This window comes from bacterium Scap17 (assembly GCA_013376735.1).
GTDB lineage: Bacteria > Pseudomonadota > Gammaproteobacteria > Pseudomonadales > Halomonadaceae > Cobetia.
The window spans coordinates 1-18,667 of the sequence record VINJ01000001.1 but is presented as its reverse complement, the minus strand read 5'-3'; the positions used below and the strand labels follow the sequence as shown (position 1 = coordinate 18,667).

Here is an 18,667-nt window from a genome sequence, read left to right as displayed (position 1 = left end):
ATACACCATGGACGTCAAACGATTACTCCTCGTGATTCCGCTTGCGGTTGTCGCCTATCTGATGGTGGTCCAGTGGAACAAGGACTACGACCAGCCGGCTGCGGAAACACAGGCTCCCCAGGTTGCCTCTCAGGCCGCCAATGACACTGCGCAAGGCCTTGAAGCCCCAAGCAGCAGCACGACTGCCAATGGCGATACCGGCCTCTCCACGCCGGATAGCGCAGCAAGCACGCCGAGCAACAACCTGATTGAAGTCAAGACTGACGTGCTGGACCTGCGTATCGATCCGCAGGGCGGTGACGTGGTCTATGCAGCGCTGCTCGAGCACAAGCAGAACAACGCTTCCGAGTCGCCCTTCGTGCTGCTGTCCGACAATCAGTCACGCAGCTACGTGGCCAAGTCCGGCCTGCAGCTGGATGGCCACAAGGGCCGTATCGCCTTCTCTGCCGACAGCAACAGCTACACCCTTGCCGAGGGTGACGACAGCCTGCAAGTGGACCTGAAGACCGACATCAATGGCGTTGCGGTCATCAAGCGCTTCACCGTCAGCCAGGACAGCTATCAGATCAAGGTCGACTACCTGCTGGACAACCAGTCCCAGCAGCCGGTCAATGCTCGCTTCATCGGTCAGCTGGCCCGTGACAACAGCGCGGACCCGACCAGCGGTAGTGGCATGGGCATGAGTTCCTACTTGGGTGCGGCCTTCTCTTCGGAAGAGAACCACTACCAGAAGGTCGATTTCGAAGACATCCAGGACGGCAGCTTCAAGAATGTCGACGTCCAGGGTGGCTGGGTGTCCATGATCCAGCACTACTTCGTGTCTGCCTGGGTGCCGGCTGACAACCAGAAGAACCTCTACTACACCACCGTCGACAAGCAGAACCGCAACGTCGCCGCCTTCGCGAGCCCGACGACCCAGATCGCCGCGGGTCAGCAGGCTGAGCTCGGCGCGACCCTGTTCGTCGGCCCGAAGGACCAGGACCAGCTGGAAGCGACCGCTCCCTACCTGGAGCTGGTTGTCGACTTCGGCTGGCTGTGGTTCCTGGCCAACCCGCTGTTCTGGCTGCTGGAGCACATCCACGCGCTGGTCGGCAACTGGGGTGCCTCCATCATCCTGCTGACCGTTCTGGTCAAGGTCGTGCTGTTCCCGCTGTCCGCGACCGCGTACCGCTCGATGGCCAAGATGCGCAAGATGGGCCCCGAGATGCAGCGCATCAAGGAAAAGTACGGCAGCGACCGCCAGAAGGTCTCCCAGGAGATGATGAAGTTCTACCAGACGGAGAAGATCAATCCGCTGGGGGGCTGTCTGCCGATCTTGATCCAGATGCCGGTCTTCATCGCCCTGTACTGGATGCTGATGGAATCCGTCGAACTGCGCCACGCGCCGTTCATGCTGTGGATCCAGGATCTGTCAGTGAAGGACCCGCTGTTCATCCTGCCGATCATCATGGGCCTGACGATGTTCATCCAGCAGCAGCTGAACCCGACGCCTCCGGACCCCACCCAGGCGAAGATCATGAAGATGCTGCCGATCGTCTTCACCTTCTTCTTCCTGTGGTTCCCGGCGGGTCTGGTGCTGTACTGGATCGTCAACAACACGCTGTCGATCGCCCAGCAGTACGTCATCACCCGTCAGATCGAGAATGCCGAGCCAACCAAGAAAGGCGCATGATGCCTTTCAGGTTCGCCTGACATGACTCACCCACGACCCTCGCCTCGGCGGGGGTCGTGGCGTTTCAGGGCCCTGATTCCGGGGGCTGCGCCTATACTCCCGCCGCAAGGCGCCTTTCCCATCCCCCCGCTTGCTGTCACAGGCCTCCAGCCGCGACAATAGCGGCCATCTCCTTCATCTTCATTCCGGCTTCGCGCCCGAGGTTTGTGCATGTCTACCGCCTACCAGCCTGACTCCATCGCGGCCCTGGCCACTCCGCCCGGCCGGGGTGGCGTCGGCATCATCCGTGTCTCCGGTCCGGCCTGTCAGGCCATCGCCCAGGCCATGCTGGGCCAATGCCCGCCGGCGCGCCGCGCCCACTATGGCCCCTTTATGGGACTGGATACCCAGGGCAATCCCATCGCCCTCGACGAAGGCATCGCGCTCTATTTCCAGGGCCCGAATTCCTTCACCGGCGAGGACGTGCTGGAGCTGCAAGGGCACGGCGGCCCGGTGATCATGGACCTGCTGCTGGAGCGCTGCGTGCAGCTGGGCGCACGCCTGGCACGCCCCGGTGAATTCAGCGAGCGCGCCTTCCTCAACGACAAGCTGGATCTCGCCCAGGCCGAAGCCATCGCCGACCTGATCGACGCCAGCTCACGCGCGGCGGCCGAGAATGCGCTGCGCTCGCTCAAGGGCGAGTTCTCGACGCGCGTCAGCGCGCTGGTGCAGCGTCTGATCGAGCTGCGCATCTACGTCGAGGCCGCCATCGACTTCCCCGAAGAGGAAATCGACTTCCTGGCCGACGGCCATGTCGCGGCGCGCCTCAATGAGGTCAAGGCAGAGCTGGTGGGCGTGCGCGCCGCTGCCAACCAGGGCGCTCTGATGCGCGAGGGCATGACGGTGGTGATCGCCGGCCGCCCGAATGCCGGCAAGTCGAGCCTGCTCAATGCGTTGACCGAGCAGGACACCGCCATCGTCACCGACATCGAAGGCACCACCCGCGACGTGCTGCGTGAGCACATCCATCTCGATGGCATGCCGCTGCATATCATCGATACCGCCGGGCTGCGCGACACGCCGGACGCCGTCGAGCGCATCGGCGTGCAGCGCGCCTGGGACGAGATCGAAAAGGCGGACCGCGTCCTGCTGCTGGTCGATGCCGCGACTACCTCGGCGACGGACCCGATGGAGATATGGCCGGAGTTCGTCGCGCGCCTGCCGGACCCAACCCGCCTGACGCTGGTCCGCAACAAGATCGACACCAGCGGCGAGACGCCGGGGCTGACCGCCCTCACCGCAACACAGGATGGCGATGCCGAGCAGGCACGCCACCAGGCCAGCGTGGTGCGCATCTCGGCGCGCGACAATCAGGGCCTCGATGCGCTGCGTGATCACCTCAAGGACATCATGGGCTTCACCGGCACGGCAGAGGGTCGCTTCAGCGCCCGCCGCCGCCACCTGGATGCGCTGGAACGCGCTGGCGAGTCCCTCGATAACGGCGACGCCCAGCTGCATGGCGCCGGTGCCGGGGAGCTGCTGGCCGAAGACCTGCGCGCCGCCCAGATGGCGCTGTCTGAGATCACCGGCGAATTCTCCGCCGATGACCTGCTGGGGGAAATCTTCGGCAGCTTCTGCATCGGCAAGTGATCGCACCGAGCTGACTCCCGCCCGCAGGCGGGCTCTCTTGCCGACAGTGCTTGCGTCTGGCTGCCTCCCTCTCGTTATACTGCCTCTGCCGCCCCCTCCGAGTGGCGGAGGTGGGCAGGGGCAGACCGGGAGCCGACATGGCGGGACGCGCGACATCGAACAGACCGCAGGATGCCCATCGCGAGTCACGTGACTCCAGCGCCTCTCCCCCGCCGGCCCCCGCCGCCGAGCTGACTACCGGGCCTCTCCCCGAGGCCCCGTTGCGCCACCTGCTGCTCGACTTCTTCACCCGCCATTGGCCCCGCTATCTGCTGGCCATCGCGTTCCTGATCGGGGTCGCGGGGCTGAATCTGCTGTTGCCGTGGGCGATCGGCGCCACCATCGACGCGTTGCGTGACGGCAGCCTCGACCACGACGCCTTGCTGAACCGCCTGTTGTGGCTGATAGGCGCGGGGCTCGCGCTCTATGCACTGCGCTATGCCTGGCGCGTGACGCTGTTCGGTACCGCCTATCAGCTAGGGACGGAGCAACGTGATGCCTTCCATGCCAAGCTGACGCGCCTGGACCCCGGCTTCTACCAGCGCCATCGCACCGGAGACCTGATGGCGCACGCCAGTCAGGACATCGATGCCGTGGAGATGGCCGCCGCGGAAGGCGTGCTGTCCAGCGTCGATGGCGCCATGACCTTCGTGCTGGTGCTCGGCATCATGCTGATCGCCATCGATGTGCCGCTGACGCTGCTCGCGCTGTTGCCCTTCCCCTTCATGGCCTGGGCCTTCGCACGCATCTCGCGACGGATCGGAGAGCGTTTCCGCGAATCGCTGGAGCGCTTCTCGGACCTGAATGACCAGACCCAGGAAGCCTTCGCCGGCATTCGCATGCTCAGAAGCCATGCCTTGCTGGAGGATGAAGGCGCAAGATTCTCGCAGCGTGCCGCCGCCGCCGAAGCCGTCGATTATCGCGTCCAGAAGCTGGAGGCGGCCTTTGATCCGGTGGTGTTCATTGCGCTCTCGGCAGCGACGCTGCTGACGCTGGGCGTGGGTAGCTGGCGCTATCTGGATGACGCCATCACCCTGGGCCAACTGACCAGCTTCACGCTCTATCTGGCGCAGTTGATCTGGCCAATGTTCGCACTTGGCTGGTGCCTGAATATCCTGCAGCGCGGCGCGGCAGCCGCACGGCGGCTGGCTACCTTCCACGCCGCACCAGAAGCCCTTGAGGACAGCGGCACCCTGGACAATGTCAGTGACCATTCACTACGCCTTGAAATCAATGAATTCCACTACCCGGGCAGCCAGCAACGTGCTCTGGGCCCTCTCTCCCTTCAGGTGGCGGCAGGGGGCAGTCTGGGGATCGTCGGCGCGACCGGCAGTGGCAAGTCCACCTTGCTGCGTCTGCTGTCGCGCAGCTGGCCTCTGACGCCTGAGCAAGGGGTCTTGACGCTCGGCGGCAGAGAAGAAAGTGAGTACACACTATCGGTTTGGCGCCAGCAGTTCTCACTGGTTCCCCAGGACCCGTTCCTGTTTGCGCTCTCGGTGGCCGACAATGTCGCTCTCGCCTGCCCCGAGGCCTCTAACGAGCGAATTCGTGAGGCGCTGCGCGCCGCAGCCTTCGAGGAGGATCTGCGCCGCCTCCCCCAAGGGTTGGAAACGCTGGTGGGTGAGCGAGGCATCACACTCTCCGGCGGTCAGCGTCAGCGACTGGCATTGGCACGCAGCCTGCTCAGCGAGGCGCCTATCCTGCTGCTGGACGACACCCTGTCGGCGGTCGACCAGGTCACCGAACGCACTCTGCTAAGGACTCTGGCACGTCTGCAGCAGCCCGATCACCACGGCCTCAAGCACACGCTGATCATCAATTCCCATCGCCTGTCTGCCGTACAGGCCTGCCAGCAGATTCTGGTGCTCGAGGACGGGTGCATTCTGGAACAGGGCGATCACGCCAGTCTGCTGGCCGCCCGAGGCGCCTACTGGCGCCTCTGGCAGGCCCAGCAGGTCAGCCGCGAAGACGATGCCAAGGCGGAGCGCTCATGAGCCAGGATGCCGCGACACGACACGACACCCTCAGCGGCACTCGCCTGCTCAGCCGACGGCGGCTGGCATTGCTCTGGCAACCGCTGGGCAGGCGCCGCGCAGAGGTCCTGCGCGCGCTGTTGATCCTGATCGCGGCGACCGTACTGGATGTGCTTGGCCCGTGGCTGACCCAACGCTATCTGGATGATTACCTGATCCCCGGTAACCTCGCCCCCGAGGCCCTGGCAGGCTTGGTGGCCATCTACGTGATCACCCAGCTGGGCGCCGCCGCCGGGCGCTATTTCCAGCAGCTGCGCTTTGCCCGTCTGGCCCTCGCCAGCGTGCGCGATATCCGTGAGCGAGTCTTCACACACCTGCTGCATCAACCACTATCGACCCTCGACAATATCGCCGCCGGTGAATTGGTGGCCCGCGTGACCAACGACACCGAGTCGCTCAAGGAGCTGTATATCGGGGTGCTGGCGACACTGATCGGCAATGTGGTGCTGTTGATCGGCATCCTGTCGGCGATGGCCCTGATGGATGGCACCCTGGCGATGATCGCGACGGCGCTGGTCCCGCTCTCCATCGGCATGATCTGGCTGTATCAGCGCTTCTCCGGGCGTGCTGCACGCGAGGTACGCCGCCTGCGCGCCTTGCAGAATGCCAGAATCGCCGAGGCGATCGGCGGCATGAGTGTGCTGCAGGCAAGCAACCAGACCGAACGCTTCAGTCAGCGCTACCATCACCTCAACGTCTCCCAGTATCAGGCGCGCATGCGCACGGTGCGTGTGTCGGGGCTGCTGTTGCGTTCGGCCATCGACCTGATGGCGATGCTGATCACGCTCTCGCTGGTCGCCGTGTTCGGGCTGCGCGAACTGGGCGGCGGTGCAGAACTGGGAGTGCTCTACGCGTTCATCGCCTGGTTGGGTCGCATCAGCGAGCCCCTGATCCAGATCACACAGCGACTGCAAGTCTTCCAGTCGGCGCTGGTGGCGACAGGCCGGCTGGAAGAGGTCCTGGACCGGCCGCGCGAGACGCCTGAGCCAGATAAGCGCGCTGCGAGGAAATCCACGCGTGGGCACACCGACAACACCGTGATAGCGAGTGGTCACTATCAACTCGAGCAGCTGACGTTCCGCCATCAGGGTGCGGAGGGCTCGGCCCTCAAAGGCCTGACGCTTGCCATCGAGAGCGGTGAGTTTCTCGGCGTGGTCGGCCCGACGGGCAGCGGCAAGTCCACCCTGCTTGACCTGCTCAGCGGGCAGCGCCCTGCCCCGGGGACTCAGCTGCTGCTGGATGGTCGTCCGCTGATGAAGTGGTCGGCTCGACAACGCGCTACCGCAATCGCCGTCGTCCCGCAGGAGCCCTTCATCCGCGCCACGACACTGCGCGACAACCTGCTGCTGGGGCGTGAGATCAGCCAGCAGAAACTGTCATGGATTCTGCACAAGGCGCACCTGGCACCGCTGATCGATAGTCTGCCGCTGGGGCTCGACACCTTGCTGGGCGAGCGCGGCCTCAGCCTCTCCACGGGTGAGCGCCAATTGCTGGCGCTCGGACGCGCATTGGTCACGACACCACGCGTGCTGTTGCTGGATGAGGCCACCGCCAGCATCGATAGCCATACCGAAGCCCTGTTGCAGCAGGCACTGCATGAACTGCGCGGGGAAGTGACCTTGATCGTGGTGGCACACCGGCTTGCCACGGTACGCGATGCGGACCGCCTGCTGGTGCTGGAACAGGGCCGCATCACCCAGCTGGGGACCCATGATGCCCTGATGGCAGAATCCGGCCTCTATCGGCGGCTATGGCGAGAAGACATCGCGCACTGATCAGGCAGATCAACATCCTCGACAATGCAAACGCCCCCACAGGCATGGCCTATGGGGGCGTTTGCAATCCGAGCTCATGATATGGCGCTCAGCGTTCTGCGTTCACCTCAACCATCACGGCTTGCGAGGGCCGCGTGGCTTGTTGCTCTGTTTCTTGCCAGGCGCTGTCTTGCCAGAAGCGGTCTTGCCAGGCGCTGACTTGCCAGAGCTTTCCTTGCTGGCGCCGCCCTTGGCCGCCTTGCCTCTCATGGCATTGCTTTCCTGCTTCTCACGCAGGGCACGCGCTTCACGCGCATCCAGCGGCTTGCCGACATCCTTGTTGTCTTCGGGACGCTGCTTGGCCGCGTACTTTCTGGGCAGTTTGGTCGTGCTGTTCGGGTTGACCTGACCATCACGACCGATCGCCGGCGTGCTGCGCATGCTGACCCGCGTGGAACCTTCGCGGCGGCCCTTGCCCGGCACGCTGGAGGACCAGTCGCTCCAGCTGGCAGAGTCCTTGCCCGCTCCCTTGCCTGCCGTCTCGCCCTTGCCACGCGGACGAGTCGGTTCGACAGCGGCCGTCGTCTTGCGCTCGGCAGGCTTCTCGCTGACGCGCTTCTCACTCGGCGCGGAATGCCCATGCACCTGATCCTTGATCTGGGCCTTGATGCTGGTCTTGGGCTTGGCGGTCGCGGAATGGCGCTTGCCCTTGGCCTTGGATGTCGCACCGCCGCTGCGAACACGTGGCTTGGCCCAGCCTTCACCACGCTTGAGCTTCTCGCGCTTCGGCTTGGCCTGGGTCACCTCGACATCACTGTCACGCTTGACCTTCTGATTGAGCTTGCGCAGTGCCAGCAGTCGCTCGCGCGACATCGGCTTGGGCTCGCTGCGCTCGCGTGCGACCTCCTCCGACAGCCACCACAGGCCCTTGTGCTCGACGGCAACCGACTGCGGAGCCGGCAGCGCGCCCTTGAGCACCTCGACCACTTCCTGCATGGCGGTGGAGAACTGACGGTCGAACTGCCACGGCGGATTGATCACCAGCATGCCGGAGCCGTACATGCCGTGCTCGCCTTCCGGCGAATCGATCGTCAGCTCACTGCGCCACATCGGTGCCGGCGAATGCTTCTTGAGGCGCTCGAGCAGATCATGCTGACGACCCGCCGGCAGCAGCGGGTACCAGATCATGATGGTGGCATGACGTGACTTGCGCAGGGTCTCGACCACGACCTCGGCGACATCACGGTAATCATTCTTCAGCTCATAGCTGGGGTCGATCAGTACGGCGACGCGCGGCGTGGTGACCGGCACGGCCGCCAACAGACCGGACAGACCATCCTGCTGACGACGCATGACCTTGCCGAGGCTGTCACGTTGCACCGGCGCCTGATCGAAGTGGTAGATCTCGCCCGGATGCAGCTCATAGGCCAACAGGCGATCGCCACGACGCAGCGACTGGCTCAGCCACCAGGGCGAACCGGGATAGACACTCAACTCGCCGGCACTACCCTTGCCCGTCTCCGGCTGCATATCCGCCAGACGCGCCAGCCAGCGCGCCAGAGGCTTGTCCGCTGCCGATGAGCGTGGCTCGCCCGCATCGGTCAACCAGCGGTCACGCACCTGCCACAACGGCAGAACGCCCTGCTCGTATTCGCGCAGCTGTTCCGTCTCGCGGGCCGCCAGCGGATACCAGCCACGACCGGCGTGAGTGTCGACAAACGTAACGGGAGACTCTTTACGTAATAGCTGCTCGGCCAGGGTGGTGGCGAGCAGGTGCTTGTGCAGATCGGCAAAATTGCCAGCGTGATAGGCGTGCTGATAGGCGAGCAAGAGCGCCTCCTTGATACGGCGATATCTGCCACATCCAGCGAGGCAGCAGAGAGAAATCGGGGGGCGGCGACGAGAGAAAAACCAGACAAGGCCGCCGAAGGGGCTGAAGGATAGCAGAGATGATCACTTGTCACCCCAAAAGCCGTGCTTGCCAAGCAACGAGGCCCACGCAAATGCGCAGGCCTCGTGGTCATTCACCATCATGTCGCCATGGCAGCTGATGGGTACTCAGCTTTCCATCGGCGTCAGCGTGATCTCGACGCGACGGTTCTGGGCGCGCCCGGAGGCGGTGTCGTTGGATGCCACCGGGCTGGCTTCACCATAACCGCGCATGTTCAGACGGTTGAAGGCGATGCCACCACTGGCCAGATAGTTGCCGACGGCCTGGGCACGTAGCTCGGACAGATTCTGGTTGTAGTTGCTGGCACCGGTGGAATCGGTATAGCCCGCGATGTTGACGCGCGTCTCATCGTATTCCTTGAGCACGGTGATGACGCCATCCATGACCGGCTGAATCTGGCCGGACAGGGTGCTGGAGTCGGAGCCGAAGGTGACGTTGGACGGCATGTTGAGGATGATCTGGTCGCCGACACGCGTCACGCTGACACCGGTGCCCTGAAGCTGATCGCGCAGCTTGGCTTCCTGAACATCCATGTAATAGCCGATACCACCGCCCGCGGCGGCACCCGCAGCGGCGCCGATCAGCGCCTTGTCGAGACGATGGTTACCACTCTTGGTCGCCCCGGCGATTGCGCCGACGACCGCACCGATGCCGGCGCCCTTCGCCGCACTGGAGGTCTGCTGCTCATTGGTATACGGGTTGGTCGTGGTACAACCCGCCATCGCGACGGCGGCTGCCAACGGCAGGGCCAGGAGTACAGACTTCTTCATGGTAACGCTCCCTATCTACACACTCATTAAAGGCAAGACGACAATAGCGCAAATAATCGTCATGCCTCCGATAATGCCTGATCAATCAGGTGTCGAACATGGCCAGCAGGTCATTGAGGAACAATAAGCCCTGGGGCGTGGCGCGCAACAGCACGTCATCCTCAACGATGAGCCCGCGCGAGCGCGCCTGGCTCAGGCCCGGCTCCAATGCCTCGCGATCCAGCCCGGTCGTGCGACGCAGATCTTCGAAGCTGACACCCCCGGTCAAGCGCAGTGCATTCATCATGAACTCCAGCGCCAGCTCATCGCGGTCAATTTCCTGCTGACCCGCCACGAACCCGCGAGGGTCCTGCATCCTGCGCAAGTACGCTTCAGGCTGACGACTTTTCCAACGGCGTTGGAGTTGCAACTCGCCGTTCAAGTTCCCAGCCGAGTCGGTCTTCAACAACGTCAACTTGCCATGCGCGCCCGCTCCGATACCCAGGTAATCACCGAATTTCCAGTAGTTGAGGTTATGACGCGCGCTGCGCCCTTCAAGGGCATAGGCGGAAATCTCGTAACGACGGAAACCGGCAGCCTCCAGCTCGGCGTGACCGTGATCCTGGATATCCCACAGCAGATCATCTTCCGGCAGTACCGGCGGGCGCGAATAGAACTCGGTATTCGGCTCCAGCGTCAATTGATACCAGGACAGATGGGTCGGCTTGAGTGCCAGCGCACGCCGGATATCATCCAGCGCCGTCTCCAATGTCTGGCCCGGCAGGCCATGCATCAGATCAATATTGAAATTATCGAAGCCCGCCGCCCGTGCGCTGGCCACCGCGCGCCCGGCTTCTTCAGCCGAGTGGATGCGCCCCAGCACCTCGAGCTGCTCCGGCTGGAAGGTCTGCACGCCCAATGACAAGCGATTGATACCGGCGGCGCGATAGGCGGCAAAGCGGCCCTGCTCCAGCGTGCCGGGGTTGGCCTCCAGCGTGACCTCGCAGTCGGCAGAGAACGTCATGCGCGCCCGCAGGCCATCGAAAAGTCGCTGGTAAGCCGCCCCGCTTAGCAGACTCGGCGTGCCGCCGCCGATGAAGATGCTGTGCAATTCACGCTCGGGCTGGCCCTGCAGCAACTGCAGGTCCTGATCGAGATCGGCCAGCAGTGCCGTGATGTATTCCGCTTCAGGCAAGCCGGCATCACGCCCGACCCCGTGGGAGTTGAAGTCACAGTAGGGGCACTTGCGCACGCACCACGGCACGTGAATATAGAGCGACAGAGGCGGCAGGTTCTCGGCGGACATCACGCTTGACCGCTCTGCGCGGCAAGCGCCTCGAGCAACTGCTGCATCGCACGCCCCCGGTGGCTGAGCCGGTTCTTGGTCTCGGCATCCAGGGCGGCGGCGGTCATGTCATGCTCCGGCAGCCAGAAAAGCGGGTCATAACCGAAGCCCCCCTCGCCTTGTGGCGCGTCAAGGACACGCCCTTCCCAACTGGCCTGAACGATGATCGGCACCGGGTCTGTCGCATGGCGCAGATAGACGAGCACGCACCAGTAGCGCGCCGTACGCGCGTGCTCAGGCACGCCCTCAAGTGCTGCCAACAGGGCGGCGTTGTTGTCACCATCACCACTACCTTGCTGACGCCGCGCGGCAAAGCGTGCGGAATAGATGCCCGGCTCCCCACCCAGCGCATCGACTTCGATCCCGGAATCATCTGCCAATGCCGGCAGGCCGGTGACCTCTGCGGCGTGGCGTGCCTTGATCAACGCATTCTCGACGAAGGTCAGCCCTGTCTCTTCGGCGTCACTCACTCCCAGCTGCCCTTGAGGAATCGGTTCGATCCCCAGTGGTGCGAGCAGGTGGGAAAATTCACGTAGCTTGCCGGCATTGCCACTGGCCAGTACGAGAGAAGAAGCGGACATGTGAATCTCCGGGATAGGAACAACGAGAATGCGGCCGCGTGTGAGTCACACGGGCGAGGCGCTTGCAGCCCCCCATTCTAGCGCGTGAGGCCGGTGCGTACACGCAAGGGGTCTGCGACAGGCACGACTGAGATTCTTGGTGTCATGGGCCGATGTCACTCATGTGCTCAACTTGATGACTGACAGGCCGATACAGGCTATCTGCCCCAGCGCGGGCTAATGCCTGTGCAGGATTTGTCTGTGCCTCGCGGCTCAAGGAAGTAAGCATCAACCGAAAGAATCGCGTAACTCGATGATTTTTATAGCTTTAAAGTAGGAATTAAAAGAAATGTTCGTTATGCCATCTAGCACTATGCGCAGCGCCAGCCCACAGATGTCACTCGACTAGACTTCAAGACAACCATCGAATCACCGTGGATTCATGTCTCCGCCTCAGCCTGCTGATGATGAGCCCCCAAAACGCTTGCGACAGGAGCGCCCCATGACTGCTACCAGAGTCCTGTTCGTGACAAGCCCTTCACCGCAGACCGAACTGTTCGTCGAGTACCTGCAAGAGACACTGAAATGTGTCGTCGAGGCCTGCCACCATGAAGCCCCACTGCCGTCATCTCCCTGCCTGGTGCTGATCGACAGCACCCAGTGCAGTCTGGCCCAGATGATGCGATGGAGCCATATCGACAAGATCGCTGCCTTCAATGTCGAGCATGAAGACGATGCCATCTCACTACTTCTGAATATTCCCTTCAGCGGAATCTTCTATCGCCACGACAGCCTTGAACAAATCAGCAAGGGTATCGGCAAGATACTCGAGAATGAAAACTGGCTGACTCGCAACACCATGCAGACATTGATTCGTCATTATCGTCAACAACTACAGATTGCCTTCCAGCCTGTCATGGGACTGACACAACGGGAGCTGGAAATATTGTCACTCGTTGCATCACAGCAAAGTAATGCAGATATCGCGCATAGATTGATGTTGAGCCAACACACCGTGAAGTCTCATTTATATAACATCTTTCGCAAGATCAGAGTCCACAACCGCCATCAAGCGATCCAATGGGCCCACGAGCACCTCAATTTTTACATCCCCAAGCGTACGACGGAGCCGGAATCCTGAGGCTCAGGTGACGCTGGACGAGCATGTCTTCCAGCAGGTGGATCTGTGAGATCACCACAGTGACAGAGCATGCCTCAAACCGGCTACGCGTAGTAAGCGCTTCACTTTTCAAGCGTGAAATGACTCATACGCAGTGCTGCGTCGTATTCCTGACACTCACTGAATGAGAGGATACAAAAAGACAAGCAAGGTTACGCAATAACACTGAACAGAAGCATTTCGGCATTAGGTATGTGGTACCTTTTGATTTGTGGAAAGCTTGGTAAAAAAGTGCAAAGGTTTGGTTTTTATTGTACTTACCAGCGAGGATATTACACTTGCCTCGTCGTCTTCCAAGGTTGTGCACTGTTTTTCCAGTTCTTTTTGGTGCATCGAACGCAAAAGGACTGAAAAAGCTACCTGCATAACTTATAAATTATTTATAAGTGGTTGCCATATCTGCCTTATCGCGCAATCCTTGGATAGGGACAAACGCGTAATGCCCAACGCGTCATCTTCCCCATCCCACAGGATGACCCCAACCATACTTCAGATATGGCTCCGCCAAGAAAAATCGGTACGACAACTCAGAGGTCTCGCACCATGATTACAGGGAACGCAATGGTGCTGCTGGTGACTGACTGCAATCCGCAGTCAGCGCTTTTCATGGAGTACATTCGCCAGCAGCTTGAGTGTCAGGTGGCTTCCGCAAGCCCCGACGAGGATTACACACCCGGGCAGGCAGAAAGAACGATAGTGCTGCTGGACACCGACCACGTCGATGAAGGCACGATGCAACGCTGGGATGCAGATGCCAGCCAGGATGCCAGCACAGAGCTGGCCGCTATCAACATCAGTGATGAAGAGGAAGCTGCCAGCCTGCTGGTCAGTACCCATCTTCAAGGCGTGTTCTACCGACAGGACAGCCTCTCACTGATCAGCAAGGGCATCGCGAAACTGCTGGAAGGCGACATGTGGATGTCCCGACCGCTGATGACCCGCCTGCTGGATTTCTATCGCCGTCAGCAGCTCAACGCCTATCGCCCGGTCTGTGGTCTGACCCAGCGTGAGGTGGAAATCATCGGCTTGCTGGGCACGGGCGCCTCGAATACCGAGATTGCTGACCAGCTGTTCGTCAGTGAACACACGGTCAAGTCACATCTCTACAACATCTTCCGCAAGATCAAGGTGCATAACCGCATTCAGGCCATGAACTGGGCACGTCAGAACCTGGCCATGCCTGTCTCGCGCACCCCACGCATCGCTCGCAGAGCACAGATGTCGTGAACGGTCGGGGCATGACAAGCCGCCAGGTACTCGCCTGGGGACTGACATGCTTCAGTCTGTCGCCCGCCTTCGCGCAATCCGCGCCGGAGGCGGTGCGACCCGAGGTATCCGTTGCCAGTGAAGAGCAGCAGGCTCGCCGTCAGGGAGAGGATGGGGTCGCCATCCAGCGCGCGCGCCCCACGCTCTCCGACGGTCTGAATGGGGTGATGATCGATCGCACCATGACCATGATCGGCAAGACCTTCTTCCGCCAGTTCAGCCAGCAACGCCTCGACAGTCCAGCCATCCGCAACACATCTCTCAGTATCCATGAACGCCCCTCTGCACGCTGGGGCAGCCTCATCTGGATCACCGAAGGCAACAACGTTCTGTATGAAGCGACGCTCCCTCCGCGCCTGAATGACGTGGATATGTACGCCAGCGCCGCTGTATCAAGCGTCTCCGACCAGTTCCTGCGTCGCAAGGTCATGGAAGCCCTGCGCAATGACCCGGACATGGCCAGTGACGAATTCTGATGTATCGAAGACCGACATAATAAATGGGCTCCGGACACGGAGACCCTGACAATACGCAAGGGAACAGGGGAACATCATGAAGCATCAGACACTCGCGGTGTCGTTGCTGTTGTCGGCGATGCCGCTATATGCCGGTGAACTCATCTATCAGCCCATCAACCCGAGCTTTGGTGGCAACCCTCTCAATGGCAGCTACCTGCTTGGCAAGGCCCAGGCCCAGGACACCCACGAGGACCCTGATGCCTACTCTTTCGATAGCCTCTCCGATACCGAAATCTTCATCAATGACCTGCGCAATAGCCTGGTCTCTGATGCCATCACCGACGCTGTAGAAGCTACGGAGCCCGGCCGTTCCAGCGTGATCGACAGTGCGCAGCTGCGCATTGAAGTGGTCAGCAACGGCAATGGCGGTTTCTCCATGCAGGTGCTTGACCGCGCCACAGGTGAAACCACCGTCATCAACCTCGGCACATCAGGCAATTCATTCTGATCCGCTACTGATGAAGGGTTTCGTCCAATGAAGATACTCACTCTCATGCTGGCCGCTGCCAGCCTGGCGCTTGCAGGCTGTGCGCCGATGGTTGCCAATACCCAGGGTCTTGAAGGGGTGCCCAGCACCTTGATGCCAAGAACCGCCACCTATCAGGACCTGATCAGTCTACCGCCCCCTGCCGGACGTATTCCGGTCGCCATCTATGACTTCCGTGACCAGACAGGCCAGTACCGGCCTGCCCCTGCCAGTACTTTCTCTACGGCGGTCACCCAAGGCGGCGCCGCCATGCTGAGCGCCGCATTGTCGGACTCCGGCTGGTTCATCCCCCTCGAGCGCGTAGGACTGCAGAACCTGCTGACAGAGCGCAAGATCATCCGCGCCAACATGGAACGCACGGGCCAGAATGATCTTGCCGCGCTGCAAGCCGCCAACCTGCTGTTCGAGGGTGGCATCATTGCCTTCGACTCCAATGTCAGAACAGGTGGCGCAGGCGCAGAATACTTCGGCATCGGCGCCTCTGGTCAGTATCAGGTGGACCAGGTGACGGTCAATCTGCGCGCTGTCGATATCACCACGGGGCAGGTCATCGCCAACGTCAATACCAGCAAGACGATCTACTCACGCGAGCTGAGGGCGGGCGTCTATCGCTTCATCGATTTCAGTCGCTTGCTGGAGATGGAGGCGGGGTATACCAGCAATGAACCCGTACAGATGGCGGTCATGTCCGCCATCGAATCTGCCGTGATTCACTTGATTGCGCAAGGCGTCGAACGCCAGCTCTGGGTTCTCCAGGACCCGGGCAGCCTTCAGACATCAGAGCTGATGGATTATCTGCAAGCCCCGACTCCGATGTTGTAGAGCCAACCCACATTCAAGCCCCCGCAGAGAGTATCGTGGTATTCGCAGTGATTCTCTCTCCCTCAAAAGGCAGTCACCTCGCAAGAGGTGGCTGCCTTTTTTCGTATTGGTACAAACATAAGAAATAAATAAAACAACAAATCATGAAATATCATGCGCCTAATACCGTCAACAGTAATACCTCCCTGAACGGTGCTGAAAATCTGACCACTCTTTGTCATTACTCGCCGCTATTTGGCAAGACATTATGAGTAGCAATCTCTAGCCCTCATAAACCCGAAAAGGACTGATGGTGGTGGCCTCGATAAAGAACAATAGTTAGGTCACTTAGACGGTCACCTGGATGGACTCGTGCCATGGCTACGGCAAAGCATCAACAAAGAAGAATGCTACAGGCCTGCCTTTTCTTCTCATCACTGACACTCAGCTTGTGGGTGTTGGCCAATGACCTGGCGACCACCTCCGAATTGGGAAGCAGCCACTCAGTGGCCGTCATCGAGCAATCTGGCACGTACAACACAGCGATGATCGCTCAGCATGGCAATAGCAATGTCTCATTGATTCGCCAGAGCGGTGCTCTGAATGACGCAGAGGTCGATCAGTATGGCAATGGGAACACGGCATACACGCTGCAAGAGGGTGCCCTGCATGAAGCCAGCATTCTTCAACATGGCCAATATCATGCTGCGCTGATCATTCAGCAAGGCGTTGGGCAAAGCGCCAGCATTCAGCAGACAGGCATCGGGGGAAGCGCCACGCTTCTACAACAGGCCAGTAGTCAGGTACCGGCAAGTATCACTCAATATTCACGGGGCCATATGCGTGTCCAGGTCATACAACAATGATCTTTACTACAATGACTTACATGACATTGTCATATGATAATAAGTCTTGTGAAGATGGTAACTTAATATTCGCTTTCGTCGAATCGATAATACGAATTCTGCCTGGCTAGGAGAGGTTCTCACTTACATGTAGTCAAGAGTCCTGCATGACGAACACAACCTTCTGGCAAGAGCACAAAAGAGCAGTAGCAGTAGCAGTAGCAGTAGCAGTAGCAGTAGCACGGAATCTGTCAACATAGTTGGCACATGAAGTGGTGCTGGCTTTTTAAAATCCTGCTGCCTGCGGTATCGGATCCCGCTCCGGATTCAAATGCACTATCTCCGGCAGGTCGAGTTTTCGGATGTCGCCTGACCATCGCTCCGGGTGACGCTGCTTCGCGGCCTCGAAGACCTCTCGGCGCTGCGTCAGAATGCCTTTGGCCTCGCCGTCATGACGCTGGCTCGGCGTGACGTAGCGAAGGGCGCTGTGCCGGTGCTCATGGTTGTACCACTCGGTAAATTGCTGAACCCAGTCCTGAGCCTCGGCCAGGGTGGCGAACCCGTCGATGGGGAAGCCCGGCCGGTACTTCAGCGTCTTGAAGGCCGACTCGGCGAAGGCATTGTCGTTGCTGACTCGCGGTCGGCTGTATGAGGGAGTGATGCCCAGGTCATAGAGCTTTTCCAGGAAGGTCGCTGCCTTCATCGGGCTGCCGTTATCTGAATGCAGAATCAAGGGTTTATGACGATCTGTCAGGCGCTCTCGCCAGCAGGCTTTCTGGATCAACTCAGCGGCCAGCTCGCCAGTCTCTGTTTCATAGATCTCGTGCCCGACGATCTTGCGGCTGAAGACGTCCATTATCAGGTACAGATACCACCAAGTGCCGCGCGCGGGACCGGGCAGCCACGAAATGTCCCAGCACCAAAGCTGGTTCGGCGCCGTCGCCTGGTGAGTGGTCGGTGGGCGCTTACGCTGAGGGGCCTGCTGTCGACCCCGGTGATGTTGCTGATCATATTCATGAAGCACTCGGTATATCGTCGACTCAGAGGCCAGATAGCGGCCCTTGTCAGCCTGATCGGCCACGATGAAGGCCGGAGGGCGGCTTCGGTACTCTGGAGCGTTGCACAACGCCACGATCGATTTTCGCTCCTCGGGAGATAGCTTGTTGGCCGGTTCCGGGCGATCGGCGTCGGGACGGCGGTCCGCCGTCACTTCGCCTTCTGCGACCCAGCGGTAGTAGGTCCGCACGCTGATGCCCATCACCTGACAGGCCTTGGCCAGCCGAGCCCCGTCACGCTGGGCGTCTTGCACCAGGGTCACGATGCGCTGGCGATCCGGGAGGCTGGTCAGTCGTCCTCGTCGTGGGTCGTGCCCCAGATCGCCTCGGCTTTTTTTGACAGGGTCAACAGGGCCGCCGTCTCGGCGAGGGCCTTGTCCTTGCGGTGCAGCTCGCGCTCCAACTTACGGAGCCGCTTTTGCTCCGCCTTGCGAGCCTGGCGTTGTTGCTTGGCCTGCGCTGCCACGTCGTCGTTGGCGTTCATGCAGGCATCCCGCCAGGCTTCCACCTGCTCGGGGTAGAGCCCACGCTCGCGGCAATAGGCGCTGAGTTCGGCCTCGTTCATCGGGGCCGTCTCCAGGACGATCTGGAACTTCTCCTGGCTGGTCCACTGGTCGGGCTGGGTGGAACGTGATGGCAAAACTTGTCCTCGCTCTCTGGCCTGTTTCCGCCAATTGTAGAGGGTTGTTGCAGTGATGCCTTCCTGTTCGGCCAATTCCGGGATGGTCATGCTCATAGGCGGCGCCATCTTCTTGAGGATGGCTTCCTTACGCTCTGTGGAAT

15 protein-coding genes are annotated in these 18,667 nt (G+C 60.8%); 10 read left to right on the top strand and 5 right to left on the bottom strand.

The genetic code is table 11. The features are described 5' to 3' along the window. The first annotated feature begins 7 nt into the window (after window positions 1–7). The 4 genes from yidC (at window position 8) to FLM52_00060 (ending at window position 7,148) form a co-directional block, all read left to right on the top strand. Window positions 8–1,672, top strand: a complete 1,665-nt coding sequence (yidC, locus tag FLM52_00075; protein ID NVN54219.1) for a membrane protein insertase YidC — start codon at window positions 8–10, stop codon at window positions 1,670–1,672. Between the two features lie 210 nt (window positions 1,673–1,882). After that, window positions 1,883–3,301, top strand: a complete 1,419-nt coding sequence (gene mnmE, locus FLM52_00070; protein NVN54218.1) for a tRNA uridine-5-carboxymethylaminomethyl(34) synthesis GTPase MnmE — start codon at window positions 1,883–1,885, stop codon at window positions 3,299–3,301. Between the two features lie 137 nt (window positions 3,302–3,438). After that, entirely contained in the window at window positions 3,439–5,334 is a 1,896-nt protein-coding gene (locus tag FLM52_00065) for an ATP-binding cassette domain-containing protein (GenBank protein NVN54217.1), read from the top strand. 44 nt (window positions 5,335–5,378) lie between these two features. Beyond that, window positions 5,379–7,148, top strand: coding sequence for an ATP-binding cassette domain-containing protein (locus FLM52_00060; protein NVN54216.1), 1,770 nt, complete (start codon window positions 5,379–5,381; stop codon window positions 7,146–7,148). Window positions 7,149–7,262: 114 nt separating this feature from the next. Here FLM52_00060 and rlmJ read toward each other — a convergent pair whose 3' ends face one another. The 4 genes from rlmJ to rdgB form a co-directional block, all read right to left on the bottom strand. Beyond that, window positions 7,263–8,957, bottom strand: coding sequence for a 23S rRNA (adenine(2030)-N(6))-methyltransferase RlmJ (gene rlmJ, locus FLM52_00055; protein NVN54215.1), 1,695 nt, complete (start codon window positions 8,955–8,957; stop codon window positions 7,263–7,265). Between the two features lie 228 nt (window positions 8,958–9,185). Then, window positions 9,186–9,848, bottom strand: a complete 663-nt coding sequence (locus FLM52_00050) for an OmpA family protein (GenBank protein NVN54214.1) — start codon at window positions 9,846–9,848, stop codon at window positions 9,186–9,188. A gap of 85 nt (window positions 9,849–9,933) precedes the next feature. Beyond that, a complete protein-coding gene (hemW, locus tag FLM52_00045; GenBank protein NVN54213.1) occupies window positions 9,934–11,133 on the bottom strand; it encodes a radical SAM family heme chaperone HemW in 1,200 nt (399 codons plus the stop codon). Next, window positions 11,133–11,753 (bottom strand): RdgB/HAM1 family non-canonical purine NTP pyrophosphatase, encoded by a 621-nt coding sequence (gene rdgB / locus FLM52_00040; protein NVN54212.1) that lies wholly within the window; start codon window positions 11,751–11,753, stop codon window positions 11,133–11,135. The genes hemW and rdgB overlap by 1 nt, the downstream gene beginning before the upstream one ends. Before the next feature lie 421 nt (window positions 11,754–12,174). Here rdgB and FLM52_00035 point away from each other — a divergent pair, with 421 nt between their 5' ends. From FLM52_00035 to FLM52_00010, 6 genes are all read left to right on the top strand, one after another. Then, window positions 12,175–12,873 (top strand): DNA-binding response regulator, encoded by a 699-nt coding sequence (locus tag FLM52_00035; GenBank protein ID NVN54211.1) that lies wholly within the window; start codon window positions 12,175–12,177, stop codon window positions 12,871–12,873. A 582-nt stretch (window positions 12,874–13,455) separates the two neighbouring features. Beyond that, on the top strand, window positions 13,456–14,139 hold the full coding sequence (locus tag FLM52_00030) for a DNA-binding response regulator (protein ID NVN54210.1): 684 nt from the start codon (window positions 13,456–13,458) through the stop codon (window positions 14,137–14,139). Between the two features lie 11 nt (window positions 14,140–14,150). Continuing rightward, complete coding sequence (locus FLM52_00025) at window positions 14,151–14,654, top strand: hypothetical protein (protein NVN54209.1); 504 nt, start codon at window positions 14,151–14,153, stop codon at window positions 14,652–14,654. A 76-nt stretch (window positions 14,655–14,730) separates the two neighbouring features. After that, window positions 14,731–15,144 (top strand): curli production assembly/transport protein CsgF, encoded by a 414-nt coding sequence (locus FLM52_00020; GenBank protein NVN54208.1) that lies wholly within the window; start codon window positions 14,731–14,733, stop codon window positions 15,142–15,144. A gap of 27 nt (window positions 15,145–15,171) precedes the next feature. Then, on the top strand, window positions 15,172–16,005 hold the full coding sequence (locus FLM52_00015; GenBank protein NVN54207.1) for a curli production assembly/transport protein CsgG: 834 nt from the start codon (window positions 15,172–15,174) through the stop codon (window positions 16,003–16,005). 356 nt (window positions 16,006–16,361) lie between these two features. Further along, the gene (locus FLM52_00010) at window positions 16,362–16,850 is read left to right on the top strand and encodes a hypothetical protein (protein ID NVN54206.1); all 489 of its coding nucleotides are present in this window, start codon (window positions 16,362–16,364) and stop codon (window positions 16,848–16,850) included. Between the two features lie 265 nt (window positions 16,851–17,115). Here the strand turns inward: FLM52_00010 and FLM52_00005 are convergent. Next, window positions 17,116–18,632 (bottom strand): IS3 family transposase gene (locus tag FLM52_00005; GenBank protein ID NVN54205.1). Its coding sequence is split into 2 segments (ribosomal slippage): window positions 17,116–18,206 and window positions 18,206–18,632, totalling 1,518 coding nucleotides; the frame shifts between segments, so codons are not numbered across the junction. Window positions 18,633–18,667 lie beyond the last annotated feature (35 nt).